This window comes from Amycolatopsis jiangsuensis (genome assembly GCF_014204865.1).
Lineage (GTDB): Bacteria > Actinomycetota > Actinomycetes > Mycobacteriales > Pseudonocardiaceae > Amycolatopsis > Amycolatopsis jiangsuensis.
The window spans coordinates 5,386,890-5,411,667 of record NZ_JACHMG010000001.1 but is presented as its reverse complement, the minus strand read 5'-3'; the positions used below and the strand labels follow the sequence as shown (position 1 = coordinate 5,411,667).

The 24,778-nt window shown below is 70.6% G+C and carries 29 protein-coding genes; 10 read left to right on the top strand and 19 right to left on the bottom strand.

The genetic code is table 11. From position 1 onward, the window contains the following. Positions 1–2 precede the first annotated feature (2 nt). Positions 3–287, bottom strand: coding sequence for a YciI family protein (locus BJY18_RS24445; RefSeq protein ID WP_184782235.1), 285 nt, complete (start codon positions 285–287; stop codon positions 3–5). 196 nt (positions 288–483) lie between these two features. Here BJY18_RS24445 and BJY18_RS24440 point away from each other — a divergent pair, with 196 nt between their 5' ends. The 4 genes from BJY18_RS24440 to BJY18_RS24425 all read left to right on the top strand — a co-directional run bounded on the left by BJY18_RS24440 (position 484) and on the right by BJY18_RS24425 (position 4,342). Continuing rightward, on the top strand, positions 484–1,062 hold the full coding sequence (locus BJY18_RS24440; RefSeq protein ID WP_184782233.1) for a SigE family RNA polymerase sigma factor: 579 nt from the start codon (positions 484–486) through the stop codon (positions 1,060–1,062). Between the two features lie 38 nt (positions 1,063–1,100). Continuing rightward, complete coding sequence (gene nagA, locus BJY18_RS24435; RefSeq protein WP_184782231.1) at positions 1,101–2,291, top strand: N-acetylglucosamine-6-phosphate deacetylase; 1,191 nt, start codon at positions 1,101–1,103, stop codon at positions 2,289–2,291. An 850-nt stretch (positions 2,292–3,141) separates the two neighbouring features. Then, a complete protein-coding gene (locus BJY18_RS37020; RefSeq protein WP_184782229.1) occupies positions 3,142–3,540 on the top strand; it encodes a hypothetical protein in 399 nt (132 codons plus the stop codon). Between the two features lie 94 nt (positions 3,541–3,634). Further along, complete coding sequence (locus BJY18_RS24425) at positions 3,635–4,342, top strand: DedA family protein (RefSeq protein ID WP_184782227.1); 708 nt, start codon at positions 3,635–3,637, stop codon at positions 4,340–4,342. Positions 4,343–4,457: 115 nt separating this feature from the next. Here BJY18_RS24425 and BJY18_RS24420 read toward each other — a convergent pair whose 3' ends face one another. Together BJY18_RS24420 and BJY18_RS24415 are read right to left on the bottom strand one after the other, a co-directional pair. Continuing rightward, entirely contained in the window at positions 4,458–5,852 is a 1,395-nt protein-coding gene (locus BJY18_RS24420; protein ID WP_184782225.1) for an FAD-binding oxidoreductase, read from the bottom strand. 63 nt (positions 5,853–5,915) lie between these two features. Continuing rightward, a complete protein-coding gene (locus tag BJY18_RS24415) occupies positions 5,916–6,341 on the bottom strand; it encodes a PPOX class F420-dependent oxidoreductase (RefSeq protein WP_184782223.1) in 426 nt (141 codons plus the stop codon). 232 nt (positions 6,342–6,573) lie between these two features. Between BJY18_RS24415 and BJY18_RS24410 the strand changes: the two genes are divergently transcribed. The 4 genes from BJY18_RS24410 to BJY18_RS24395 all read left to right on the top strand — a co-directional run bounded on the left by BJY18_RS24410 (position 6,574) and on the right by BJY18_RS24395 (position 11,387). Beyond that, positions 6,574–7,092 (top strand): MarR family winged helix-turn-helix transcriptional regulator, encoded by a 519-nt coding sequence (locus BJY18_RS24410; RefSeq protein WP_184782221.1) that lies wholly within the window; start codon positions 6,574–6,576, stop codon positions 7,090–7,092. A 7-nt stretch (positions 7,093–7,099) separates the two neighbouring features. Then, positions 7,100–9,739: an MFS transporter gene (locus BJY18_RS24405; RefSeq protein WP_184782220.1), complete on the top strand. Its 2,640-nt coding sequence runs from the start codon at positions 7,100–7,102 to the stop codon at positions 9,737–9,739. Beyond that, positions 9,736–10,560, top strand: coding sequence for a YceI family protein (locus BJY18_RS24400; protein ID WP_184782218.1), 825 nt, complete (start codon positions 9,736–9,738; stop codon positions 10,558–10,560). Before BJY18_RS24405 ends, BJY18_RS24400 begins: the two co-directional genes overlap by 4 nt. Positions 10,561–10,718: 158 nt before the next feature. Next, complete coding sequence (locus BJY18_RS24395; RefSeq protein ID WP_184782216.1) at positions 10,719–11,387, top strand: DedA family protein; 669 nt, start codon at positions 10,719–10,721, stop codon at positions 11,385–11,387. Between the two features lie 45 nt (positions 11,388–11,432). Here BJY18_RS24395 and BJY18_RS24390 read toward each other — a convergent pair whose 3' ends face one another. The 7 genes from BJY18_RS24390 to BJY18_RS24360 form a co-directional block, all read right to left on the bottom strand. Then, positions 11,433–11,846 carry a VOC family protein gene (locus tag BJY18_RS24390; RefSeq protein WP_184782215.1) on the bottom strand — a complete coding sequence of 138 codons (414 nt, stop codon included), beginning with the start codon at positions 11,844–11,846 and terminating at the stop codon, positions 11,433–11,435. 148 nt (positions 11,847–11,994) lie between these two features. Next, positions 11,995–12,741, bottom strand: coding sequence for an SDR family oxidoreductase (locus BJY18_RS24385; RefSeq protein ID WP_184782213.1), 747 nt, complete (start codon positions 12,739–12,741; stop codon positions 11,995–11,997). Further along, positions 12,738–13,373 carry a nucleoside/nucleotide kinase family protein gene (locus tag BJY18_RS24380; protein WP_184782212.1) on the bottom strand — a complete coding sequence of 212 codons (636 nt, stop codon included), beginning with the start codon at positions 13,371–13,373 and terminating at the stop codon, positions 12,738–12,740. The genes BJY18_RS24385 and BJY18_RS24380 overlap by 4 nt, the downstream gene beginning before the upstream one ends. After that, on the bottom strand, positions 13,370–14,239 hold the full coding sequence (locus BJY18_RS24375) for a PfkB family carbohydrate kinase (RefSeq protein ID WP_184784816.1): 870 nt from the start codon (positions 14,237–14,239) through the stop codon (positions 13,370–13,372). Before BJY18_RS24375 ends, BJY18_RS24380 begins: the two co-directional genes overlap by 4 nt. Before the next feature lie 7 nt (positions 14,240–14,246). Further along, complete coding sequence (locus BJY18_RS24370) at positions 14,247–15,065, bottom strand: ATP-binding cassette domain-containing protein (RefSeq protein ID WP_184782210.1); 819 nt, start codon at positions 15,063–15,065, stop codon at positions 14,247–14,249. Further along, complete coding sequence (locus BJY18_RS24365; protein WP_184782208.1) at positions 15,062–16,057, bottom strand: ABC transporter permease; 996 nt, start codon at positions 16,055–16,057, stop codon at positions 15,062–15,064. The genes BJY18_RS24370 and BJY18_RS24365 overlap by 4 nt, the downstream gene beginning before the upstream one ends. A gap of 34 nt (positions 16,058–16,091) precedes the next feature. Continuing rightward, positions 16,092–17,111, bottom strand: coding sequence for a substrate-binding domain-containing protein (locus BJY18_RS24360; RefSeq protein WP_184782206.1), 1,020 nt, complete (start codon positions 17,109–17,111; stop codon positions 16,092–16,094). Between the two features lie 115 nt (positions 17,112–17,226). Between BJY18_RS24360 and BJY18_RS24355 the strand changes: the two genes are divergently transcribed. Then, complete coding sequence (locus BJY18_RS24355; RefSeq protein ID WP_184782204.1) at positions 17,227–18,252, top strand: LacI family DNA-binding transcriptional regulator; 1,026 nt, start codon at positions 17,227–17,229, stop codon at positions 18,250–18,252. Positions 18,253–18,466: 214 nt separating this feature from the next. Continuing rightward, the gene (locus tag BJY18_RS24350) at positions 18,467–19,333 is read left to right on the top strand and encodes a LacI family DNA-binding transcriptional regulator (RefSeq protein ID WP_184782202.1); all 867 of its coding nucleotides are present in this window, start codon (positions 18,467–18,469) and stop codon (positions 19,331–19,333) included. A 23-nt stretch (positions 19,334–19,356) separates the two neighbouring features. Here BJY18_RS24350 and BJY18_RS24345 read toward each other — a convergent pair whose 3' ends face one another. From BJY18_RS24345 to pyrE, 9 genes are all read right to left on the bottom strand, one after another. Then, the gene (locus BJY18_RS24345) at positions 19,357–20,382 is read right to left on the bottom strand and encodes a glycoside hydrolase family 76 protein (protein ID WP_184782200.1); all 1,026 of its coding nucleotides are present in this window, start codon (positions 20,380–20,382) and stop codon (positions 19,357–19,359) included. Positions 20,383–20,421: 39 nt separating this feature from the next. Then, a complete protein-coding gene (locus BJY18_RS24340; RefSeq protein WP_184782199.1) occupies positions 20,422–21,081 on the bottom strand; it encodes a TrmH family RNA methyltransferase in 660 nt (219 codons plus the stop codon). A gap of 16 nt (positions 21,082–21,097) precedes the next feature. Further along, positions 21,098–21,496, bottom strand: a complete 399-nt coding sequence (locus tag BJY18_RS24335) for a DUF2784 domain-containing protein (RefSeq protein ID WP_184782197.1) — start codon at positions 21,494–21,496, stop codon at positions 21,098–21,100. A gap of 251 nt (positions 21,497–21,747) precedes the next feature. Beyond that, entirely contained in the window at positions 21,748–22,194 is a 447-nt protein-coding gene (locus BJY18_RS24330; protein WP_184782196.1) for an Asp23/Gls24 family envelope stress response protein, read from the bottom strand. Between the two features lie 103 nt (positions 22,195–22,297). Then, on the bottom strand, positions 22,298–22,603 hold the full coding sequence (locus BJY18_RS24325; protein WP_184782194.1) for a hypothetical protein: 306 nt from the start codon (positions 22,601–22,603) through the stop codon (positions 22,298–22,300). Further along, entirely contained in the window at positions 22,600–22,968 is a 369-nt protein-coding gene (locus tag BJY18_RS24320; protein WP_184782193.1) for an Asp23/Gls24 family envelope stress response protein, read from the bottom strand. Before BJY18_RS24320 ends, BJY18_RS24325 begins: the two co-directional genes overlap by 4 nt. Then, positions 22,965–23,537, bottom strand: a complete 573-nt coding sequence (locus BJY18_RS24315; RefSeq protein ID WP_184782191.1) for an Asp23/Gls24 family envelope stress response protein — start codon at positions 23,535–23,537, stop codon at positions 22,965–22,967. The genes BJY18_RS24320 and BJY18_RS24315 overlap by 4 nt, the downstream gene beginning before the upstream one ends. Next, positions 23,528–24,109: an RNA polymerase sigma factor gene (locus BJY18_RS24310; protein WP_184784815.1), complete on the bottom strand. Its 582-nt coding sequence runs from the start codon at positions 24,107–24,109 to the stop codon at positions 23,528–23,530. The genes BJY18_RS24315 and BJY18_RS24310 overlap by 10 nt, the downstream gene beginning before the upstream one ends. Before the next feature lie 74 nt (positions 24,110–24,183). After that, positions 24,184–24,747 carry an orotate phosphoribosyltransferase gene (gene pyrE / locus BJY18_RS24305; protein ID WP_184782189.1) on the bottom strand — a complete coding sequence of 188 codons (564 nt, stop codon included), beginning with the start codon at positions 24,745–24,747 and terminating at the stop codon, positions 24,184–24,186. Positions 24,748–24,778 lie beyond the last annotated feature (31 nt).

Here is a 24,778-nt window from a genome sequence, read left to right as displayed (position 1 = left end):
CGCTACGAAGCGTCGGGCACCCAGGAGCCGAGGACTGGCTTGAACTCGCGCACGCTGCGCTCGGCGACCACGCCTTCGAGGTGGTAGGGGTCGGCGTCGATCAGGGGCTGCAGTGCCGTCTCGTCCTCGGCCTGCCAGAGCACCACTCCGCCGCTCCCGTCGGCGAGCGGGCCGGCGACCGCCACCCGGCCCTGCGCGACGTGCTCGTTCAGGTACTCCCGGTGACGGGGCCGGACCTCGGCCACCTTCTCCGTGACGTAGCGGATTTCGACGAGGTACCAGGCCATGTGGCTCTCCCGGGGCGAGACGGCGGTGACCGGTTCGACGCTACCGGTGTCCGGCCGAGTGATCCCAGCATCCGATCGGTGGCGGCGCCGGGCCAACCCGATACGCTAGGTGTGCGTCAGCTCCTGTGTGAACGCTGTGAATCGAGGATCCGGCACAGGCCTGCTGACCCGACACGTCGAGGACAGGCGGGGATACATGCTCGAGGGGAACGCGGAACGCAGTGTCGAGGCGACGCTCGGGCACTTGCGCACCATGGACGGGCCGGCGCCGGTGCAGGCACCGGCTGCCCCGCTGAACCTGGAGGATCTGTACAAACAGCACCGGATGCGACTGGTCCGGCTGGCGATCCTCCTCGTCGACGAACCGGCCACGGCCGAGGACGTGGTGCAGGAGGCGTTCACCGGACTGCACCGCAACTGGGGCAGGTTGCGTGACGCCGCGGCCGCCGTGGGTTACCTCCGCACCGCCGTGGTCAACGGATCACGCAGTGTGCTGCGCCGGCGCAAGACCGCGCGGGAGTACGTGCCGCCGCACGCGGTCAACGCGCGTTCCGCGGAAAGCCTCGCGATGCTCTCCAGCGAGCACCAGGCCGTGGTGAACGCGTTGTCGAAGCTGCCGCCGCGTCAGCGCGAGGTCCTCGTGCTGCGGTATTACGGCGGCCTGAGCGAGGCGGAGATCTCCGAGGCCGCCGGCATTTCGAAGGGCACCGTGAAGTCAACCGCCAGCCGGGCGCTGGAGGCGTTGCAGAAGGCCATGCAGACTCCGCAGCAGTGACCCGGTGGGATGACCCCCGATCTGGTCCAGACCAATATATGCTGGGGTGCGTGAAGCACGCCGGAGATTTCGTCATCACGGGTGGTCGCATCGCCACCCCGGACCGTGTCCTCGACGACGGCTGGCTCGCCGTGTCGGGCGGGCTGATCGACGCGATCGGCACCGGAACACCCCCGGGTGGACCGGAAACCGAGGTCGTCGACGTCGGCGGGGCGCTGGTCGTGCCCGGTTTCGTGGACACGCACTGCCACGGCGGTGGCGGTGCGTCGTTCTCCACGCTGGACGCCGGCGAGATGCTCACCGCGGTGCGCGCGCACCGCCGGCACGGCACCACGACCACACTGGCCAGCCTGGTCTCCGACCCGATCGGCCTGCTCACCGAGCAGATCGCCGCGCTGCGTGAGCTGGTGCAGCAGGGCGAGCTGGCCGGCATTCACCTGGAGGGGCCGTTCATCTCCCAGGCCCGCTGCGGGGCACACGACCCCGACACACTGCGCGAACCGGACACCGCAACCGTGGACAAGCTGCTGCGGGCCGGACACGGCGCGATCCGGATGGTCACCCTGGCCCCCGAACTGCACGGCGGCGTCAAAGCCGTGCGGCAGCTGGCCGACACCGGCGTGATCGCCGCGATCGGGCACACCGACGGCGTGGCCGAGCAGCTGGTCCCCGCGATCGACGCGGGTGCCACCGTGGCCACCCACCTGTTCAACGGCATGCGTCCGCTGCACCACCGCGAACCGGGGCCGGTCGGCGTGCTGCTGGACGACGAGCGGGTGACCGTGGAGCTGATCTGCGACCTCGTTCACCTTCACCCGACGGTGGTACGCCTGGCCGCGAGCCACGCCGGCCGGGGACGCACGGTGCTGATCACCGACGCGATGTCCGCCACCGACGCCGCGGACGGGCGTTACACGCTGGGCCGCCTGGAGGTCGACGTGCACGACGGCGTCGCGACCCTGGACAACGGCTCACTGGCCGGCAGCACGTTGACCATGGACACGGCATTCCGCAACCTGGTGAAAGGTGCGAAACTCGGCGTTCTCGACGCCGTGCGGGCGACCTCCGGACGGCCGGCCGAGCTGCTGGGCCTCGCGGACCGGACCGGCTCCCTGCGTCCGGGCCTGATCGCGGACCTCGTCGTACTGGACGGTGACCTGCGCCCGGTCCGCGTGCTGCGCCAGGGAGGGTGGGTCGCCGAGGTCGGCAGCGCTACCGTGAGCACGTAACCCGACGACCCGGAGGAAGACGGAGCGGATGAGCGAGCCGAAGGACCCGGAGCGCCTCCTGGCCGACGCGCTACGCGCCCAGGCGGCCTTCGCCCCGCACCTGGCGCCCAGCCGCCCCCCGTCGAGCCAGCCCCCCACCCCCGGCGACGACACCTGGCCCCCCGCCGGCGATTCGGGCGACGCTTCGGGTGAACCGGCGTCCCCGGAGAGGCCCGATCCTGACGCCGAGGTCGGCAGTGGTGGCGGGGATGGTGGCAGCGGTCGTACTGGCGCCGGTGCTGCCGCGGCCGGTCGCAGCGGTGGCGCCGGGACCAGCGGCGATGTCGCCGGCGCTGACCCAAGCGACTTCGGCGGTTCCAGCCATACGCCGGACAATCCGGCGCCGACCGGCACCGATGCGGGTGCTCTCAGCCAGGCCGGGGCCCGGGTGTGGCCGCCCGGCCCTCGACAGACCGGCGCGAGCCCGACCGGGACCGGAATCGGCCAGACCGGCGCTGGTGCGGCTTCACCCGGCGCGCGTGGCGCCGGCACCTTCTCCGGCGGGACGGGAGCGGTCGATTCCGGCCGTGGCAGGACGGGAGCGGTGCCTGCTGTGCCCGGTCGAGGTGGTCCCGTCGCGAATACGGGGCTGGGGCAGGGTTCGGCCGGCGCCGGTCCGGGCTTCGCCGGGGCCGGGGTTGCCGATCAGACCGGTTCCGGAACCGGCTCCGGGTCTGCCAAACTCGCCGGACCCACCGGACGTACCGGACCCACCGGACGTACCGAACCTACCGGACCTGGCGGAACTGGCGGGCCCGCCGGACCTGGCGGACCTGCCGTTCCCGCTTCGCCCGCTTCCCCTGCGTCGGCCGTGCGTGCGGACGGCGGGACTGATCCGTCGTTTCCCGGCTCCAGCGCGGCCACCAGTCCGGTGGACAATCCGGGTCCATCAAGCGCCTCGGCGCCGTATGCCCCGGCCGGGTCCGGTGGTTACGAATCGGCGGCCCGCGGGCAGCCCTCCGGCGCGACCGGGCCCACCACGGAGCTGCCTCCGCGCTACGGGCTGCTTTCCGGCGCCGGCGCGGACTCACTGGAACGCGAACGCGCCGCGCTCGACGAAGTCGAAGGCACCCGTCGCGGTAGCTCCACCTCGATCGCCGCCCGTCCGGCGCAGCCGAACGCTCCGCTGCCCGCCCACTGGGTGCTCCTGCTGGCGTTGCTGCTCGGACTGGCCGCCGGTTCGGTGATCGGCCTGCTGACCCTGGTCTGACCGAGCCGTCGTCCGGTATGTCCGGTCGTCGCGCGCTGACCTGCGAGTCCTTGCCCGGTGAAGGCACACAGCGTCACCCTGTACCGTTTTCGGTGTGATTCTCGCGCAGAGCACGGTGACGACCATGTCCATCCTGCCGTCGTGGCTCGATCCCCAGCACCTGCTGAGCGGGCTGACGGTGCCCGTCATCGCGGTGCTGTGCCTGATCATCTTCATCGAGAGCAGCATCTTCCCGGTGCTGCCCGGCGACTCCCTGCTGTTCACCGCGGGCCTGTTCATCGCGAACGGCACACTCGACGCACCGCTGTGGCTGGTGTGCGTGCTGGTCACGATCGCCGCGCTCGTGGGCAACGTGGGCGGGTACTACCTCGGCTACTTCGTGGGGCCGAAGCTGTTCAACCGGCCCGATTCGAAGGTGTTCAAGCGCGAGTACGTGGACAAGACGCACGCGTTCCTGGAGAAGCACGGCCCGAAGGCGGTGGTCCTCGCGCGGTTCGTGCCGTTCGTGCGCACGTTCATCACCTGGATCGCCGGGATCGGCCGGATGGACCCGAAGCGGTACTTCACCTACACGGTGCTGGGCGGCATCCTCTGGGCCGCCGGGATCACCGTGCTGGGCTCGCTCCTGGGCAACATCGAGTTCATCCGGAACAACGTCGACGCGATCTTCGTGGTCATCGTGCTGGTGTCGGTGGTGCCGATCGCGATCGAGTACCTGCGCAGCCGCCGGGAGAAGAAAGCGGCCGCTCCGGCCGAGGACGCCGGTGAGGTCACGCAGCAGATCCCTCGGGTGCGCGACTGACATTCGCGCGACCGGCGTCTGCGCAACCGGCTCCTGCGACCGGCACTGACCCGCCGCGACCGACACTGCCGCGGCGAACGCCCGCCGGTGCGCGACGAACGTCCGCCGGCGTGCGTCAGTCGGTCATCGAGAACATCGAGCCCGGGTTGAAAAGGTTCTCCGGGTCGAGTGCCTGCTTGATCTGCCGGTGCACCCGCACCCCGACCGGGCCGATCTCCCTGGCGAGCCACTCGCGCTTGATCTTGCCGACGCCGTGCTCGCCGGTCACCGTGCCGCCGAGGGACAGGCCGACCTCGAGGATCTCGTCGAACGCCTGGCGGGCACGGGCGAACTCGTCCTCCGAATCGGGCGAGTACACGATGGTCGGGTGCATGTTGCCGTCGCCGGCGTGACCGACCACGGCGATCTTGAGGCCCACCTTCTCGCTGATCCGCTCGCAGCCGCGGATGAGTTCGGCGATCCGGGTACGGGGCACGCACACGTCGTCGGTGAGCCAGATGCCGTAGGTCTCCAGCGCGGTGAGCACCACGCGCCGGGCCTGCAGCAGCATCTTGCCCTCTTCGAGGTCGTCGGTGGCGTAGGCGAGGTCGGCACCGCAGTCGGTGCAGATCTGCTCCAGCGCGGCCAGCTCACGGCGAGCGACCTCGCCGCCGGAGTCGGACTGGCCGAGCAGCAGGGCCTGGCAATCGGATCCCGCGCCGAGATCGGTGTTGAGGTAGGTCTCGGAGGCCTTGATCGACGCCGCGTCCATGATTTCCAGCAGTGACGGCACCAGGCCTTCCCGCACCGCCCGCGCGACCGCCTCCCCGGCCGCCTCGGTGCTGCTGAAGCCGGCGACGAACGTGGCAGGCGCCTGGGGAAGCGGCCGCAGCGCGACGGTGGCCTGCGTGATCACGCCGAGCGTGCCCTCGCTGCCGATGAACAGCTTCGTGAGGTCGTATCCGGCGACGCCCTTCACCGTGCGGCGCCCGGTGTTCAGCACCGACCCGTCGGCGAGCACGACTTCGAGGCCCAGTACGGAATCGGTGGTCACGCCGTACTTCACGCAGCACAGGCCGCCGGCGTTGGTGGACAGGTTGCCGCCGATGGTGCACCAGTCGTAGCTGGAGGGGTCCGGTGGGTAGAACAGCCCGTGCTTCTCGACCGCGGACCGGAAGTCGAGGTTGACCACCCCCGGCTGCACGACGGCGAGCCGGTTGCCCGCGTCGACCTCGACGATCTCGTCGAGCTTGGTCAGCACGAGGACCACGCATCCGTCGATCGCGTTGGCCGCACCGGAAAGCCCGCTACCCGCGCCGCGGGGCACGATCGGCACGTTCGCTTCCGCGCAGGCGCGCACGACCGCCTGCACCCCCGCGGTGTCCGCCGGAAGCACCACCGCCAACGGCTTGCCCACGGGGGCGAGCGGCATCATGTCGCGCGCGTAGCTACCGGTGACGTCGGTGTCGGTGAGCACGGCACTGGAACCGAGCTGGTCCCGCAGCCGCTGGAGGAGGGCGTCGTTGCTCATGCCCGTCATGGTAAACCGGAAACTCCGCAGTGCGGAATGTTCTTTCCGATACCGGCGGAACGGTCAGCGGACCATGCCGTACACCCGGTCGATCTCCACGGTCAGCACCAGCCGCCCGTCGGCCACCATGGCCTGGCGGTACTCCGCCCAGTCCGGGTGTTCGCCCGCCACGGCCCGGTACAGGTCCACCAGTGCGTCGACGGTCGCGTCGTCCGGGGCCGCGGCGACCGGGGTCAGCACCGCGTTGCCCTCGGCCACCGCGTACGACCAGCCGTCCGGACTGCTCACGTGGTAGCTCACCCGGGGGTCGCGGCGCATGTTCTTCGTTTTCGCCCGGGAATCGGTGATGGAGACCCGCAGGCGGCGGGTATCCGGGTCGAAGTGGTGGGTGACAGTGGACAGCTGCGGGCGGCCGTCGCGTTTGAGGGTCGCGAGGACGCCCTGTCCGCCCGAACCGATGAGGTCGTACAGCCGTGTGTCGTCGGTCATACCCGGTGCAAGCTCCGATCCGCCGGATCTGTTCCCGGCCGGGACCCCTCGAGCGGGAGGAATCCGGCAAACCACCCTCAGTAAATGTGCTTGCATGTAACAACTAAAGTGTCCTCTGACACAACCAGGGGTTTCGCGCTTGCAGAATCCGCCGAACCGGCACACTCTTGCCTTAGGCAACTAGTTGCAGCCGCCAACCAATGGTTCGTTCCACCGGGAGAGAGATCCACCCATGGCACCGAACAGCTCCGCCGTCAGGCCCAAGGCCGAACTCGACCTTGCCGACCAGCTCAGCAACGAGCTGGTCCGCTTCATGCGCCTGATCACCAAGGCGAAGACCCAGGTCGCCAAGCAGGGCCCGGACGGTATCGAGAGGGCCGCGTACGCGATCCTCTTCTGCCTCATCCACGAGGGTCCGCAACGCACCAGCAAGCTCGCCGAATTCCTGCACTCCGAGATCTCCACGATCAGCAGGCAGTCGAGCTCACTGGTGCAGCACGGGCTGGTCGAACGGCAGTCGGACCCGGAGGACGGCCGCGCCTGCCTGCTCGCTCCGACCGCCGAGGGCCTGCGGGTCTTCGACGAGAACCGCAAGCAGCGCAACCAGTGGATGGCCGAGGTGCTCGGCGACTGGGACCAGCAGGATCGCGAGACGCTCAGGGACCTGTTCGAGCGGCTCAACACAGGGATCGAGAACAACTTTCCACCGCAGTCCGACACCACCGGGGTGTCATCGGCCAAGGGGGCCTAGAAAACACATGACGTCCACCGTCGAAAAACAACCTCATCCGCAGGGGAGAGAGTCCGCCGTCGACACCGACGAGGGACCGCGGCTGAGCCACCGCCAGATCATCACGATCATCAGCGGCCTGATGTGCGGTATGTTCCTCGCCGCGCTCGACCAGACGATCGTGGGCACGTCGATCGTGCGGATCGCCAACGACCTGCACGGCTTCGAGCTGCAGGCCTGGGCAACCACCGCGTACCTGATCACCTCGACGATCGCCACGCCGATCTACGGCAAGCTCTCCGACATCTACGGCCGCAAGCCGTTCTACCTCGCCGCGATCGGCATCTTCGTGGCCGGCTCGCTGGCCGCGACGTTCTCGCAGTCGATGTACGAACTGGCCGCGTTCCGCGCGATCCAGGGTCTCGGCGCCGGCGGTCTGATGTCGCTGGCCATGACGATCATCGGTGACGTGGTGCCGCCGCGCGAACGCCCGCGGTACCAGGGTTACTTCCTGGCCGTGTTCGGCATCTCGACCGTGCTCGGCCCGGTGCTCGGCGGCTTCTTCGCCGGGTTCGACAGCCTCGCGGGCATCTCCGGCTGGCGCTGGGTCTTCCTGATCAACGTGCCGATCGGCATCCTCGCGTTCTTCGTGGTGGCGAAGGTGCTGAACGTGCCGCACACGCCGCACAAGCACAAGATCGACTGGTGGGGCGCGCTCACCCTGGTGATCGCCGTGGTGCCGTTCCTGATCGTCGCCGAACAGGGCCAGAAGTGGGGCTGGGGCGACGTCAAGTCGATCTGGATGTACGCCATCGGCGGCGTCGGCATCGTGCTGTTCATCGTCGTCGAGAAGCTGATGAAGGACTCCGCGCTCATCCCGCTGCGGCTGTTCCGCAACTCCACGTTCACCGTGGCCATCGTCGGCGGGTTCATCGTCGGTGTGGCGATGTTCGGCGCGATCACCATGATCCCGCAGTACCTGCAGGTGGTGCAGGGGTACTCGCCGACCGAGTCGGGTCTGCTGATGCTGCCGCTGATGGTCGGCATCATGTCCAGCTCGATCATCTCCGGCCGGATCACCTCGAAGACCGGGCGCTACAAGGTCTTCCCGGTCGTCGGCACGATCCTGATCGCCGCCGGTGCGTTCTTCTTCGCGCAGCTGAAGTACGACTCGGCGCTGTGGCACCCGCTGCTCGCCGCGCTGATCATCGGCCTCGGCCTCGGTCAGTGCATGCAGACGCTGATCATCGCGGTGCAGAACGCCGGGCCCCGCAAGGACATGGGTGTGTCCACCGCGTCGGCCACGTTCTTCCGGCAGATCGGTGGTACCGCGGGTGTCGCGGTGTTCCTGACGATTCTGTTCAACGTGCTGCCGGGCAACATCACCAAGGCCTTCGGCGGACGCATGCCGGCAGGCGCCGGCGGTCAGCTGAACGACCTGCAGAGCAACACCAGCGTCATCCAGACCCTGCCGGACGCGGTGAAGACGCCGATTCTGGTCGGCTTCACCGAGTCGATCACCACGGTGTTCTACGTCGCCGGTGGTGTCGCCCTGCTGGCCACGCTGGTGCTGCTGTTCATGAAGGAGATCCCGCTCGCGGGCATGAACCCGGCCGCGGCCGCGGTCGAGGGCGGGGAAGCGCTGCTCGACCTGGACGAGGACGAGGCACAGACCATGATCACCGAGCCGGTCGCCGACAAGCCCGGTTCGCTGTTCGAAGAGGCTCCGCGGGAACCGGTTCTCGTCGGCTCCGGAGCAGGCCCGGGAGGGAGGCACGCGTTGGCCAACGGCCACGGTGACCCGCACGCGGTGTCCGGCGCACTGCCGATGCCGATCACCAATTCAGTGGGCAGCGCCGAGATCGGCCAGTCCAACGGCACGGGCGGCGTCCCGGTCACCGGCCACGTGCGCCGTCAGGACGGCAGCCACGTGAGCGGGACCGCGCTGACCCTGATCGACCAGCAGGGCCGCCAGGTCGCGCGGGGTACCGGCAACGGGGACGGCAGCTACTCGGTGCCGACCCAGGGCCCTGGCACCTACGTGCTGATCGTGTCCGCGCCCGGGCACCAGCCGCAGGCCTCCAGCGTGGTGGTCGGCGGTGGACCGGCGAAGCTGGACGTCACGCTCACCGGCTCGGGTGAGCTGACCGGCGTGGTCCGCTCGACCGGCTCCAGTGCGCCGCTGGCGAACGCCACGGTGACGCTGACCGATTCGCGTGGCGAGGTCAACGGCGCGTTCATCACCGCCGACGACGGCATCTACACCTTCAGCGGAGTCGGTGCCGGGCAGTACACGCTCGTCGCGAGCGGCCCGCACTACCGACCGGTCGCGGTCACGTTGACCGTCCCGGACAGCGGGGTGCTGCGCCACGACGTCGAGCTGGCCGGGGCCGTGCTGCTGCAGGGCACCGCGCGCACCGAGGGCGAGCGGGTCGTGCCGGACGCCCGGATCACCGTGCTGGACGCGAACGGCAACGTCGCGGCGGTGGCGCGCACCGACGGTGAGGGCCGGTACGTGGTCAGCGACCTGCCGATCGGGTCCTACACCGTGGTGGCCAGCGGCTACCCGCCGGCCACCAGCCAGGTCAGCCTCGGTGACGGCGAGGCCGAGCACGACGTGCGGCTGAGCTACGACCAGGCGCTCGACGAGCTGGTCGATCGCGCATGAGCGGCGGACTGCGCGCACAGCTGCGCTCGAACGGCGGCTGGCCGGTCGAGAACGCGGTGCTCACGGTCACCGATCTGAACGGCCGCCAGGTCGCCCGGCAGGTCACCGACACGAAGGGGGCGGTGGTCACCGAACCGCTGCCCCCGGGCGTCTACACCGCGGTGATCACCGCACCGGGTTTCACCCCGCTGGCCCGTACGGTGCAGATCGGCTCCGACGGCGCCGGGATCCTTGGCGACATCGCACTGGTCCCGGTGGCCGGCGCGGTCGAACTGCCGCCGGAGGGCCCGTGGACGATCGATCCGGTGCACTCCTCGCTCGTGGCGACCGCGCGGCACATGGGCATCGCGAGCATCAAGGTGCGGTTCCCGGACCTCGGCGGCCGGATCGAGGTCGGCCGTCCGGTGGAACGTTCGAGCGTGCGTGCCGAAATCAAGGCGGGCAGCATCGAAAGCGGCATCAAGATGCGCGACGACCACCTGCGCTCGGCCGAATTCCTGGACGTGGAGGCCTATCCGCTGATCACGTTCGAGAGCACCGGCCTCACCCAGCGCGGCACCGACAGCTGGGTGTTGCGCGGGGTGCTCACCCTGCACGGGGAGCAGCGGGAAGTGGATCTCGACCTGCACTACACCGGGCACGGACCGGATCCGTGGGGTGGCGTACGTGCCGCGTTCCACGCCGAAACGCAATTGCACCGCAATGATTTCGCCATCGACTACAGCGCGATGGTGCGAGCCGGCGTGGCCGCGATCGGCACCACCGTGAAGGTGGAGCTCGACATCGAGGCCGTACAAGGCGAATCGCTGCCGGCGGTGTGACCCGCGCGAGACGAACGGGCTGTCCGGGAACCATTCCGGGCAGCCCGTTCGTTTAGTGGATGAACAGGCGGTTCATCCCCGGAATACCTAACGTCACGAGAGGCGGGAATTCGATGGTTGCCTCCCGCTCTCCGATTCCGGCCACGTAGGCTCCTCGCGTGAACGTCGAGAGCGTCGAGGCCGCGGGCGTCGGGGTGAGCTGGCTGGACACCGCCGGTCCGGTGCTCGTCTGGGTCCTCGTGCTGGGCTTCGTGTTCGTCGAATGCGCGCTCATCGTCGGGCTGTTCCTGCCCGGCGACTCCCTGCTCTTCGGCGCCGGCGTGGTGCTCGCGCAGCACGGATCGGACCTCAACGCGTGGCTGCTGTCCGCGGCCGCGCTCGTCGTCGCGGTGTTCGGCAACCAGATCGGCTACTACATCGGCCGCGGTACCGGCACCCGGCTCGTCGCCCGCCGCGGTGGCCGCGTGCTCAACCGGCACAATCTCGAACGTGCGCAGAAGTTCCTGGACCGCAGGGGTTTCTTCGCGATCGTGGCGGCGCGGTGGATCCCGTGGATCCGCACGCTCGCACCGCTCATCGCGGGCGCCGCGCGGATGGACCCCCGGCGGTTCCTGCTCGCCACCGCCACCGGCGGGCTCCTGTGGGTGCCCACCCTGGTCCTGCTCGGCTACTACGGCGCCGGCCTGCTCGACGCGATCCCGTGGGTCAAGACGGCCGCGCTGTGGGTGAGCGTGGCGTTCTTCGTGTTCGGCACCGGCTACGGCGTACTGCGCTACCGCCAGGAAATGCGCCGTCCGGTCGAGGAAACCGACGACGCGCACGCCTGACCTCCACGCCGGCCGCTTCCGCCGGCTGTGCCGTGCAGGTCCCCGTCAGCCGGTCGGGTCGGACCAGATCTCCAGCTGGATCCCGTCCGGATCGCGGAAGACGATCACGCAGGAGCCCTCGAACGTGCGGGATTCGGTGGGCGGGGTGTAGGACACGCCGAACTCGGCCAGCCGCGTCTCCCATTCGGCCAGCTCCGCACGGGACGAGACGCAGAACGCCACGTGGTCCAGACCGGTGCGACGCTCGTCGAAGGCCCGCCTGCCGGTGTCCGGATGCTGGACCAGGACCACCGAGAAGCCGTCACCCGCGGACCGGAGCACCACCTTCGCGACCCCGGTCTCCTGGTCCTCCCTGCGGTGCGTTTCCTCGAGATCGAGGACCCGGACGTACCACGGAACACTGCGCTCCACATCGGTCACGGTGAGCGCCAGATGGTGCACAGACGTGAGCTTGGGCATGACTTTCGCGGCCGTCCTTTCCCGTCCCCTCCCCCTGGGGCGCCCCCAGGGTGACACAGGCCGGCGCCGGGTACGGGCGCGTCCACCGACATCTGCCACGAATCGTGATCTCCTGCTCCCCGACCGTCCCACACCGCGGGAGCCGGGGTCAGCGGCCGCCGCCGACCTCCAGAACCGCACCGACGGTGTAGGACGCCGCCGGGGACAGCAGCCAGAGCACCGCCTCGGCGATTTCGCGCGGCTGTCCCGCGCGGCGCAACGGAATGGCGGGGCCGATCCGCGCGACGCGGTCCGGCAGCCCGGCCGCGGCGTGCAGTCCGGTGTCGACCAGTCCGGGAGCCACCACGTTGACCCGGACGCCCTCGTCCGCGACCTCCTGCGCGAGCCCGAGGCTGAGTGTGTTGACCGCGGCCTTCGACGCCGCGTAGTGCACCCACTCGCCCGCCGATCCGGTGCGGGCGGCGGTGGACGACACGTTGACGATCGCGCCGCCCTGTCCGCCACGGCGCACCGACATCCGCCGGACCGCCTCCCGGCAGCAGAGGAACACCCCGCCGACGTTGACGTCCAGGACGCGGCGCACGGTGTCCGCACTCTGCTCGTCCAGCCGCCCGGGCGTGTTGCCGGTGATGGCCGCGTTGTTCACCACGCCGGCCAGCGGGCCGAGCTCCTCCGCGGCCGCGAACAGGGCACCGACCTGCTGCTCGTCCGCGACATCCGCACGCACCGCGAGGGCGGAGCGGCCCTTCGCGCGGACCCGCGCGGCGACCTCGTCGGCCGGCGCCGGGTCACCGGAGTAGTTCACCACCACCGCGTACCCGCGGTCGGCGGCCAGCTCGCAGACCTGCGCACCGATCCCGCGGCTGCCGCCGGTGACGACGAGAACGCCGGTCACAGCGCGAAGTTCTGCAGTGGAAGGTTCTCCAGCACCAGATCGGCGCGGTCCCGGGTGCTCTCGATGAGGTCGGCGTTGCGCTGGTCGGAGCCGAGTGCCCGCTGCCGCGCCTCGACCAGCGACCGGCCGTAACGACGGTGGCGCGAAACGAGCCGTTCGATCCGCTCCGGCTCGTCCGGCGCCAGGTACCAGGCCTCGGTGAGGTACTGCCGCACGCCGCTCCACGGGTCGTCGGGCACCAGCAGGTAGTTGCCCTCGGTGATGACGAGCTGGACCTCCGGCGCGACCGGGACCGCACCGGCGATCGGCTCCTCGATCTCGCGGCGGAACTCCGGCGCGTAGACCGTCTCCCGACCCTCGGCCAGGCGCCGGATGAGCTGCACGTACCCGGCCGCGTCGAAGGTGTCCGGCGCGCCCTTGCGCTCGGTCCGGCCGAGTCGCCGCAGCTCCACCTGGGCCAGGTGGAACCCGTCCATGCCGACCACCGCGGCCCGCGAGCCGAGCGCGTTCGCCAGCGCCCAGGCCAGCGTGGTCTTGCCGGACGCGGGTGCGCCGATGATGCCCAGCACGTGCCGCTGTCGCGGCTTGGCCAGCCCCTCGGCCCGCTCCAGAAGGTCGTCGAACGCCGTCATCGCTTGTCCTCTCCCACGTTTTCCACCGCCCGCGGCTCGACCGCGCCGGTCCACGACCGCGGACCGACGTGCCGGACGCGCTGTGCGGCCACCGCGTTCGCCTCCCGGATCCAGCCGGGTACCGAACGCCCGGGCGTCGCCACGGCGAACGCCAGCGCGCCGTGCCACACGTCGCCGGCCCCCAGCGTGTCCCGGGCTTCGACCCGGGGCACGGGGACCTGCCCCGAGTCTTCCCTAGTGCTCCAGCGCACCGGCTCCGGCCCCGCGGTGGTGATCACCACCGGCACCCCGCGTTCGGACAGGCTCGGGCCGGGTGCGGAGAACCGCTGCGCGCACGCGGCGACGTCGACCAGCGGCAGGAGCTCGTCCAGCACGGGTTTCCAGCTGCCCGCGTCCAGCACCACCGGCACCCCCCGGCGGCGTGCCTCCCGGGCGACGGCCAGCGCCAGCTCCGGATGATGCCCGTCCAGCAGGACCGCGCCGACGTCGTCGAACAGCGCGGACCGGCCCGGCAGGGTCAGCGGTTCGTCGGTGGCGGCGTTGCGGGACACGACGGTGCGTTCACCGTCGCCGTCCCGCACCACGACCGCGCTCACCGGTGGCGCAGCGGTCCGGCCGGGCGTCAGGTCGGCCAGGTCGACGCCGTGTTCGGCAAGGTCGGCGCGGGCGAGTGCGGCCAGCGGGTGCGCACCGAGCGCGGTCAGCAGGGTCGCCCCGCCGCCGAGCGCGGCCACGGTCACCGCGGCGTTCGTCGCAGGCCCACCGGCCGCGACGTCCACCCGCAGTGACTGGACCTTCTCGCCCGGCTCCGGGAACGCGGCAACCCGCTGGACCACGTCGACGGTGCACAGGCCCGCCAGCAGCACCCGCACGTCAGCTCAGCCCGGCGTGGGTGGCGGCGGCGACCTCGACGACCTCGCCGTCCTCGGTCAGCGTCAGCGCACCGGTCAGCAGGCCGACGACCTGGTTCATGGAATGCGTCTTCGGCGACACCACGGCGACCCGCTTGCCGAGACGATGCACGTGGATCCGGTCCGCGATGTCGAAGACGTGCGGCATGTTGTGGCTGATCAGGACCACCGGCAGGCCGCGGTCGCGGATCCGGCCGATCAGCTCGAGCACCTTGGCCGACTCCGCGACGCCGAGCGCGGCGGTCGGCTCGTCCATGATCACCGCTTTGGTGCCGAACGCGGCGGCACGGGCGACCGCGACACCCTGGCGCTGCCCGCCGGACAGCGTTTCCACCAGCTGTGAGATGGATTTGACCTGGATGCCGAGGTCGTCGAGGATCCGCTGCGCCTCGGCGCGCATCCCCGCGGTGTCGAGCTTGCGCGCCCCGATCCCGAACGGGCCGCGCAGCCGCTTTTCCCGGCCCAGGAACATGTTCGAGGCGATGTCCAGCGCGGGCGCCACCGCGAGGTCCTGGTACACCGTCTCGATTCCGTAGTGCCGGGCGTCCAGCGGGGACCTGAAGTGCACGGTCTCGCCGTCCACCCGGATCTCCCCGGAATCCGGGACCAGCGCGCCGGACAGGGCTTTGATCAGGCTCGACTTGCCCGCGCCGTTGTCGCCGACCACGGCGAGCACCTCGCCGGGGTAGAGGTCGAAATCGGCGCCGTCGATGGCGGTGACCCGGCCGTAGCGCTTCACCAGGCCCCGCGCGGACAGAGTGGGATTCTCGGAAGAAGTCATGACTGCTGCTGCCTCCGTGCGATCCGGTCCACCACGACGGCGGCGATCAGCAGCGCGCCGGTGGCGAGGTCCTGGTAGTTGCCGTCCACGCCCATCTGCGTCAGCCCGGACCGCAGCACCGCCACGACCAGCGCGCCGAAGAGCGTGCCGAGCACCGAGCCGCGGCCGCCGAACAGGCTGGTGCCACCCAGCACCACGGCGGTGATCGAGTCGAGGTTGCCGAGCTGGAACTGGTTGGGGTCGGCGTTCGGCGTGCGCCCGAGTGCCTGCCAGGCCGCGATGCCGAAGCAGAGGCCGGCGACCAGGTACACCGAGAGCACCGTGCGGTTGACCTTGATCCCGGACAGCCGCGCCGACTCCGGCGCGTTGCCCACCGCGTAGACGTGCTTGCCCCACGCGGTTTTCGTCAGCGCGTACCACACGACGAGGAACATGATCAGCGCGAGCGTCATGCCGTAGGTGATCGGGATGCCGCCGAAGAGGTAGCGCTTGGTCCCGAGCCACTGCAGCAGCCCGTCGGTCACCGGGACCGCCTGCCCGCCCGCGATCAGCTTGGCCACCGCGGTCAAGCCGGTGAACGTGCCGAGCGTGATGATGAACGCGGGCAGCTTGATCCGCGTGGCCAGGGTGCCGATGAACAGGCCGACCACGATGGTCAGCACCACGCCCGCGACGAGGGCGACGAAACCGTTCGTGCCGGCGGCGGCGAGTTTCGCCATCACCAGCGTGGCCACGACCATCGACGAAGCGTTCGACAGGTCGATGCCGGCGATCAGGATGATCAACGTCTGGCCGAGTGCGAGCGTGCCGACCACCAGCGACTGCTGGACCACAGTGGACAGATTGTCCAGATCGAAGAACGTGTCCGTGGCAAAGGAGAACACCACGACCGCCACCACGAGCGCGAGCGCGGGCCCGACCGCGGGGGCACGCAGCAGGAACTCACCGAGGGATTCCCGCTCCCGGGTCCCGTTCACCGTCACAGTGCTCATGCCGCCTCCGCGCGAAAAAATACGTCGTCGGTGCTCATTCCGTGCCTCCCCAGCAGTTCTGCAGGCCCCAGGCGGTGTCCTTGCTCTCGACGCCGGGCAACGGCTTGTCGGTGATCGTGGTGGAACCGGTGTTCACGAACCCGGAGGGCTTCTTGCCGGTCTTGGCGTAGTCGACCGCGGCGAGCACTCCCTGTTCGGCCATCTTCCGCGGGAACTGCATGACGGTGACCGCCAGCTGTCCGCTCTTGACGTTCTGCACGCCTTCACAGCCGCCGTCGATCGAGCCGAGCACGACCTGACCGGTGAGCCCGCGCGCCTTGAGCGCGGCGTGGGCACCGCGGCCCATCGGCTCGTTCATCGAGTAGATCGCGTTGAGATCGGTGGTGCGCTGCAACAGGTTCTCCATCCCCTGCTGCGCGAGGCTCTGATCGCCGTTGGCGTTGGTGTGCCCCTTGATCTGCGGCGCGCCGTCCTCGAGCCCCATGCCCTTGAGGAACCCGCCGTGCCGCTGCGTGTCCACCGACGCGCCCGCGGTGCCGTCGACCATCAGCAGCTTGGGATCGGCGCCGACGAGCGCCGCCTTCACGTACGCGCCCTCCTGCTCACCGGCGGCGAAGTTGTCGGTGGCGAAGGTGGCGTCGACCGCGTCGGCGGGTTCGGTGGCGGTGTCGAGCGCGATCACCAGGATGCCGGCGTCCCTGGCGTCCTGGATCGCCTTGAGCACGCCGGTGGACGAGCTGGGCGTGATCAGGATGGTGTTCACGCCCTGCTGCATCAGGTTTTCGATGGCCCGGACCTGACCGTCGTTGTCGCCGTCGAACTGGCCGGCCAGCGCGCTGAATTCGGCGCCGTTCGCCTTGGCGGCCTTGGCCGCGGCGTTGCGCAACTCGACGAAGTACGGGTTGGTGTCGGTCTTGGTGACCAGGCCGACCTTGGCCTTGCCGCTGCCGGCCTTGGCCGTGTCGCCACCCCAGTGGCGCTCGACCGTGCAGCCGGCGGTGGAGACCGCGACGGCGGCCGCCACCGCCAGTGCGGTGAGACTGCGCTGTCTCATGGAGATGCCCTCCGAATCGAGGTGCGAACTTGCCGATGGACGGGAAGGTAGACAGACTCGTGCCATGGCGCAAGCGTTTGCGCAAACGCTTGCCGAGTTCTTCGGAAGGATCGACATGCCACGACCGCGGTCGGCGCGGCCGACCCAGCGGGACATCGCGGAGATGGCCGGGGTGTCCATCACGACGGTCTCGCACGTCGTCAACGGCACCCGCGCCGTCGCGGAGGACACGAAGACCGCGGTGCTGCGGGCCATCGAGTCGACCGGGTACACCGGGGACGCCATCGCGCGCTCCCTGGTCACCGGCGGGACCCGGTCGATCGGGATGGCCGTCTCGCTGGTGGCGAACCCGTACTTCGCCGCGCTGATGCAGGCGATCGAGCGCGAGGCCTCGGCGAACGGCTACACGGTGCTGCTGGCGGACACGCACGACACCGCGGACACCGAACGCGAGGTGATCCGGGCACTGCGGTCGCGGCGCGTGGACGGCCTGCTGATGACTCCCGCACCGGGCGACGGCCCGGCGATCGGCGAACTCGTGTCACTGGACGTGCCGATCGTGCTGATGGACCGGCTCACCACGCGCACCGACGTGGACCAGGTCGGCGCGGAGAACATCCAGGCGACCTCGGCGCTGACCGCGCACCTTGCGTCGCTGGGTCACCGCCGGATCGGCATGATCTCCGGTGCCCCCGGCCTCACCACCAGCGACGAACGGGTGCTGGGGTACCGGCTCGGCCTCGGCCGCGCCGGCCTGGCGTGGACGCCGGACCTGGTGGCCTGCGGCCAGTCCTCACGCGAGGGCGGCGCGCTGGCGCTGAGCACGCTGCTCGCCCTGCCCGATCCACCGACCGCGCTGGTGGTGGGCAACGACAGCATGATGGTCGGCGCCCTGCACGAATCCCGCCGCCGCGGCCTGCGCCTCGGCCGCGACCTGCCGGTGGTGGTCTACGACGACGTCGAGTGGGCGGAGTTCGTGGACCCCCCGCTGACGACGATGGCCCAGCCGATCGAGGCCATCGGCCGCCGGGCGGTCCAGCTGCTGCTGGCCCGCCTCGCCGACCCCACCCGCCCGGCGGAAACGGTGCGGCTGCCACCGACCCTGCGCCACCGCGAGTCCTGCGGCTGCCCGGCGGGATGACCAGCGTTCGACCGCTTGGCCGGTGTCCCGACGCGGCCGGAAGGCGGAACCGCCAACCCGGTGTGAACGCGACGGTTGGATGCTCACCCTGAGTGCGTCGCGACGAGGGCATTCACTCATCCCAGTGATTCTCCGGACTCGATGGTCGTGACCGCTCTCGGTACGCGCGAGTAGTAGTTACCGTTGGGTAAGAACGACGACGAGAGCCTGGAAGATGACCGTTCTGGCGCCGGTGGCTCCGGTCTGGGACCCGCCGGTCGCGTACCGGTTCGGGGTGGCCCTTGGCCGGCACGCCAACCCGTACAACGATCGGCTGCTGCGTGCCATCCGTGGTGCCGCGGCGCGTTCCGGCTGCGATCTGCTGCTGGCCGACACCGGCGATTCGGTGCGGGAGGAAGCCGCCGTCGTGCGGGCGTTGCGGGCCGACCGGGTCGACGGGATGCTGCTGGTTCCGGCGCCGGGGGACGAGGCGGTGGTCAACGGGCTGGTGCGGATGGGCGTGCCCACGGTGCTGGTCGACCGGATCGCCGGGCGCAACGACGTCGACCAGGTCGGCTCCGAGAACATCCAGGCCATGTCCGCCCTCGTCGAGCATCTCGCGTCGCGGCGGCACCGGCGGATCGCGCTGATCACCGGCGAATCCGGGTCCACGGTCAGCGAGGAACGCACGCTGGGCTACCGGCTCGGGCTCGGCCGGGCGGGTCTGCGGTACAACCCGGAACTCGTCGCGTGCGGGATGTCGTCGGCAGGCGGCGCGGCCCGTGCCGCGGCGAAGCTGCTCGACGGCTGGCCTTCCCCGACCGCCATCGTGGTCGCCGGCGAGGCGATGCTGATCGGGGTCCAGTGGGAGGCCCACCGCCGCGCGGTCCGCATCGGGTCGGAGCTCGCCGTGGTCGGCTACGGCGACATGGACTGGGCCCGCACGGTCTCCCCCGGCGTCACCACGATGGCGCAGCCGATCTCGGAAATGGGCAGGCGCGCGGTCCAGCTGCTCGTCGAACGCTGCCGCGAACCGGAGCGCCGCCCGGAGGCCGTCCGGCTCGCCCCACGGTTCCTGCATCGCGCGTCCTGCGGCTGCTGATCCCGTCCTGCGTCCGCCGAGCCTCAGCCCAACGTGGCCGCGGCCTCCAGCAGCATCCACGCTCCGATGTGGACGGACAGATCCCGTTCCGGCGCCGCGCCGAGCGGCAGCGACGGGGCCGGCCGGGACCATTCCGCACTGAACAACGGCCCGCTGGGCGCCGGCACCGCACCACGCCAGCACGCCTCGGCCGACGCGACCACGATCCCACGCGCGACGCCGGCCTCCGGCACGTCGAGCCGGGTCGCGGCCAGTGCCAGATACCGCGCCAGGATCGCGGCGAACAACCCACCGTCGCCGCCATTGCACCCACGCAGCACGCCCTCGGGCGCGAGATGCTCCGCCACCGCGTGCACCGTACGAGCAGCATTGTCCACTTCGGACTGCTCAAGGCAGGCGCCGAGGTAAACTCCTTGACAGTAGGTGAAGATGTGCTTCACCAGTTCGCCGGTGTCGGCGCGGATGCCGTCCCAGACCAGCCCGGTGGCCGGGTCGACGAGCGTCGTGGTGAGCCACCGCGTCAGAGCGCCGGCGCGAGCGTGATCACCTTCCCGGGCGTGGAAGATCGCCGCCGGACCGTTGGCCGGGGCGTTCTTGAACCGGTCGCCGCGCCGCCACCAGATACCGCCACCCAGTTCGTCGGTCCACCCCTCGCGCAGCCGCGCGTCGATCGCCGCGATGGCGGGGTCTACTGTGGACAGGTTGAGAGCGCGGACTCGTTGCAGGGCCAGGCCGAGCCATGCGATGTCGTCGTAGAAGTCGTTCACCCAGGTGCCGAAGTTGCGTCGGTGCACGGACCGGACGAACCGGTCGATCATCCGCGCCCGGCCGGGGTCGGGCGCGCGCAGCTGCGCGTCCACGAGGCAGTCCAGCAGATGCGCCTGCCACCAGTAGTTCCAGTGCCAGTGCAGCCGCTGACCGAGGCTCGGCGGCCAGCCACTGCGGCCCAGCACGGTGCCCGGCACACCCCACACCCGGCGCAGGTGCCGTCCCCGCACCGCGTGCTCGGCCGCGGCCGCCCGCGCCGCGGGATCGTCCTCGCCGTCCATGCACGCGATTGTCCCTCGCGGCACCGCACCCGGCGAGCGTCACCAGGCTTTCGAGAGGTCCGCGTGCCGCCGGATCCAAGAGTGCATCACGATCCCGGCGGCCACCCCGGCGTTGATCGACCGGGTGGTGCCGAACTGGGCGATCGACACCACCTTCGCCGCGCCGGACTGGGTGGCCGCGGACAGGCCGGGGCCTTCCTGGCCGAAGAGCAGCACGCAGGCACGCGGCAGCTCGGCCGCTTCGAGTGGTTCGGCACCGGGGGTGTTGTCGACCGCGACCACGGTCAACCCGGCCGTGGCGGCGAACTCCAGCAGCCCGGCGACGTCCTCATGGTGCCGCAGGTGCTGGTAACGATCGGTGACCATGGCCCCGCGCCGGTTCCAGCGACGGCGGCCGACGATGTGCACCTCGGCCGCGGCGAACGCGTTGGCCGTGCGAACCACCGTGCCGATGTTGTGGTCGTGCTGGAAGTTCTCGATCGCCACGTGGAACGGATGCCGCCGGGCGTCCACGTCGGACACGATCGCCTCGCGCCGCCAGTAGCGGTAGGCGTCCACCACGTTGCGGCGGTCCCCGCCTGCCAGCAGTTCGGGGTCGTAGCGCGGGTCGGCCGGCCAGTCTCCCGGCCAGGGCCCGACGCCCACCTCCTCACGGCTGCCCCATTCGGTGGGTCCGGCTTCGTGCGGTTCGCTGGTCACGAAGGACGATTCTCGCTCAGCCCACCCGCAGCTCGTGCGTCGGAGTGTCGTGGTGGCGGTGACGCCAGCGGTGATAGGCGCCGACGTAGGAAAACAGCAGCAGCCCGACCGCCACGACGACCACCGCGGGCAGCACCGAACTCGGGATCACCGTGTCGTAGAGGTAGTACGCGTTGAACCCGCCGGGAAGGTCACCGAGACCCTGCTGGTGGCGGAAGTAGTCCTCCAGCGCGGTGAGCGGGCACGGGATCGGCGTGACGTTCACCAGCACGCCCCACACCGCGAAGAACACGTGCACGAACACGATCTTGGGCCAGCGCCACGCGAGGAAACCACCCAGGCCGATGAACAGCAGCGCGAGGATGTGCACGGCCACTGTGACGTCGGCGAGAACGTGTGCGACCGAAGGGTTCACCACCGCCTCCTCCCAGGTCCCGTACCAGCGACGTTACTCCGGATTGCCGGTGGCCGAGCGGGAAAACGGGGGAGGCCTTGTGATGTTCGACCCACCGGAGCAACCGGGTCACCCCGGCGGTAGCGAGGACGTGACTGCGAGTGGGAACCCGGCGGATGTTCACCGCTGCGGGTTTCGCCGCACCGGGTCAACCGTGACCACCGGCGGGCGACCCGGACCGGCCACGGTTCGGTGGCCGGTCCGTACGCCGGTCACTGCACGCGGTCGGTGGCCTGCGGCTCCTCGTCGCTGGGCAGGTACACGTCGCCCACGGTGATGTTCACCTCGACCACCTCGAGGCCGGTCATCTGCTCGATCGCACCGATCACGTTGCGCCGCACCTGCCGGGCCAGCTCGGCGATCGGCACGCCGTACTCGACCACGATCTGCAGATCGATCGCGGCCTGCTTCTCGCCGACCTCCACCGCGACGCCCTGGCCCGCGCTGGCCGAGGCACCCGGGATGCGGTCGCGCAGCGCACCGAGCGCGCGGGCGGCCCCGCCGCCGAGCGCGTGCACCCCGGTCACTTCACGCGTGGCGAGGCCGGCGATCTTCTGCACGACGACGTCGGCGACGGTCGTGACGCCCTGCGAGGTCACGAGTGGCCCGGCGTCCGGGCGGGTGGCCAGCTCGGCGGTCTCGGACTGGGTGGCGGTCATCGGCTCTCCCTCGGTTTCGGGTGGGTGCAACGGTCTGGTGCCCCGTCAACGGTTCGACACCGCACAGCGAAGATCGGCACGACCCGATCGTGTGATGTGCTGCTCAGTCGAACGCGGCGCCGTCGATGTCGGTGACGACCAGCCGTAGCCGTGCCCGCTCCCATTCGGTGCCGGCCAGCAGGTCGCGCACCACGGTGCCCGCCCGCTCCAGCAGCGGCGGCAACGGCAGCCGGGTCGCGAGCAGCCGGACCTCGACCAGCTCCGGGGTCAGGTCCACCGCGCCACCGGACAGGTCGATCGGGAGCCAGTTGAGGTCGGACGCGACGACGGTGGCCGGGCGCAGCCCTTCGACCCCCGCGACGGCCTCGGCGATCTTGCCCGCGAGCTCCCTGGCGGTGGTCGCCGTCACCGGCCACCCACTTCGATGTCCAATATGGACACGGTGACCGCGTCGACGGAAGCCCCGGTCTGCTCGGCGACCGCGCGGGTGACCGAACGCTGTACCGCGCGGCCCACCGCGGCGGCCTGGTCGACGCTGGAGACGACCACGTCGATCTCCACGGTCAGGCGCCCCTCGACGGTGCGCACGCGCACGCCGTCGGCAGGCGCGGGTTCGAGCCCCCTCCAGCGCTGCCGCGCGGCCCGGGTCCACGCCGTGACGAGCCCGCGCAGCCCCGGTTCGAGCCGCACCACCCCGGACGTCTCGATCGCCGCCCGCGCCGCGACACTCGCGACCACCGGTTCGGCGATCACGTATTCGGCCTCGACTGTCATTCCGCGTCCTCGTACACGTCTTCCACCAGCAGGTCCAGCTTCTCCATCAACAGTCCGACCCGCGCGGCCGCGGCCGCGGTGACCAGCTCTCGCACCCGTGCCAGCGAATCACCGCCGTGGGCGTTCCCCAGCCGCACGGCGAGAGTGAGCTCCACCTCGACGCGGCTGGCCCCGCCGTCGTCCACGCCGACCGTGCGCACCCGGACCCGGCGCGCCCGCACGTCGCCGGCGGCGTCCGCGGCGTAGCGCAGGACCACCGCCACCGCCTGCTCGCTGACCTCGACCCCGCCCGCCTCCGGCGTCCCGAGGTCCAGCATCTGGCCCCGGCGTACCTCGGCGCGGACCGCGGACATGATCCGCCCGACCAGGTCCGGCGGCGCCGGATCGGGTTCGGCCACCAGCTCCTGGGTCGCCTCCCGCAGCGCCAGCAGGCTCGCGCGCGCGGTACCGCAGTGCGGGCAGGTCAGTTCGTGCTCGTCGGCGTGTCCGGTGCCGACCTCGTCGAGCCGCGCCCATACCGTCTCGAGTTCCCGGCCACAGGGCAGTTCGTAGTCCTGGTTCACCGCCACGGCTTCATCACCTCCGCCAGCTGTGCGCGGGCGCGGGCTATCCGCCCCCGGACCGCCGTGGGGTTCGCGCCGACGACCTGGCCGATCTCGTCGTACGAGCGACCGTGCACCTCACGCAGCAACCAGCAGGCACGCTGCTGGGGCGTCAGGTCCCGCAGTGCCTCGTTGAGCGCGGCCAGCTGGCTGCTGACCTGCGCCGCGTGCTCCGGGCGGGCGTCTCGGCGCGGTGACTCGGCCAGGTCCAGGTCCACGTCGGCCTGCGGCCGCCGGGCCCGGATGACGTTCAGGCAGCGGTTCGTGGTGCTCCGGTAGAGCCAGCCGACGAACGCCTGGTCGTCGCTGAGCTGCTCCAGTTTGCGCCACGCGCCGAGGAAGACCTCCTGCACGACGTCCTCGGCGTCCCCGCGGTGGTGCAGCATCTTCACCGCGAGCCGGAACATCGGGCCCTGATAGCGGAGTACGAGCTGTTCATAAGCCCGTACGTCCCCGTCGCGCGCACGGCCGACGAGTGTCGCGTCGTCGAGCGGCGTGCCGGGTTCCGCGTTGGTCGTGGTCACGGCACCCCCTTCCATCAGGGGGACACCGCGGTGCGGGAATTCGTCACGCACGCATTGTGGGTGATTGCGGTCACCGCGGCGAATCAGCCTCAGCTGAGCCCGAGATCGTCCTTGTTCAGCACGTAGCGGTACTCGAGGCCTTCCTTCTCGACCGCTTCGCGCGCACCGGTGTCGCGGTCGACGACGGTGGCCACCCCGACGACCTCAGCGCCGGCTTCGCGCAACGCGGTGACCGCGGTGAGCACGCTGCCGCCGGTGGTCGAGGTGTCCTCGACAGCGAGCACGCGCTGTCCGCGTACCTCGACACCTTCGATCTGCCGCTGCATGCCGTGCTCCTTGACGGCCTTTCGGACCACGAAGGCGTCGAGCACCACACCGTCGGTCGCCGCGGAGTGCAGCATCGCGAGCGCGACCGGATCGGCGCCGAGGGTGAGCCCGCCGGCCGCGACGTAGTCCCAGTCAGCGGTCAGCTGCCGCAGCAGCTTGCCGACCAGCGGCGCGGCGGCGTGGTGCAGCGTCGCGCGCCGGAGATCGATGTAGTAGTCGGCTTCCTTGCCGGAAGCCAACGTCACTTTGCCGTGTACCACAGCCAGTTCGGTGATCAGCCTGGCCAGTTCGAGCTTCGCAGTTCGGTCCAACGCGGGATACGCCACGGCCGAGAGTCTTACACACGCCTCCGCGCGA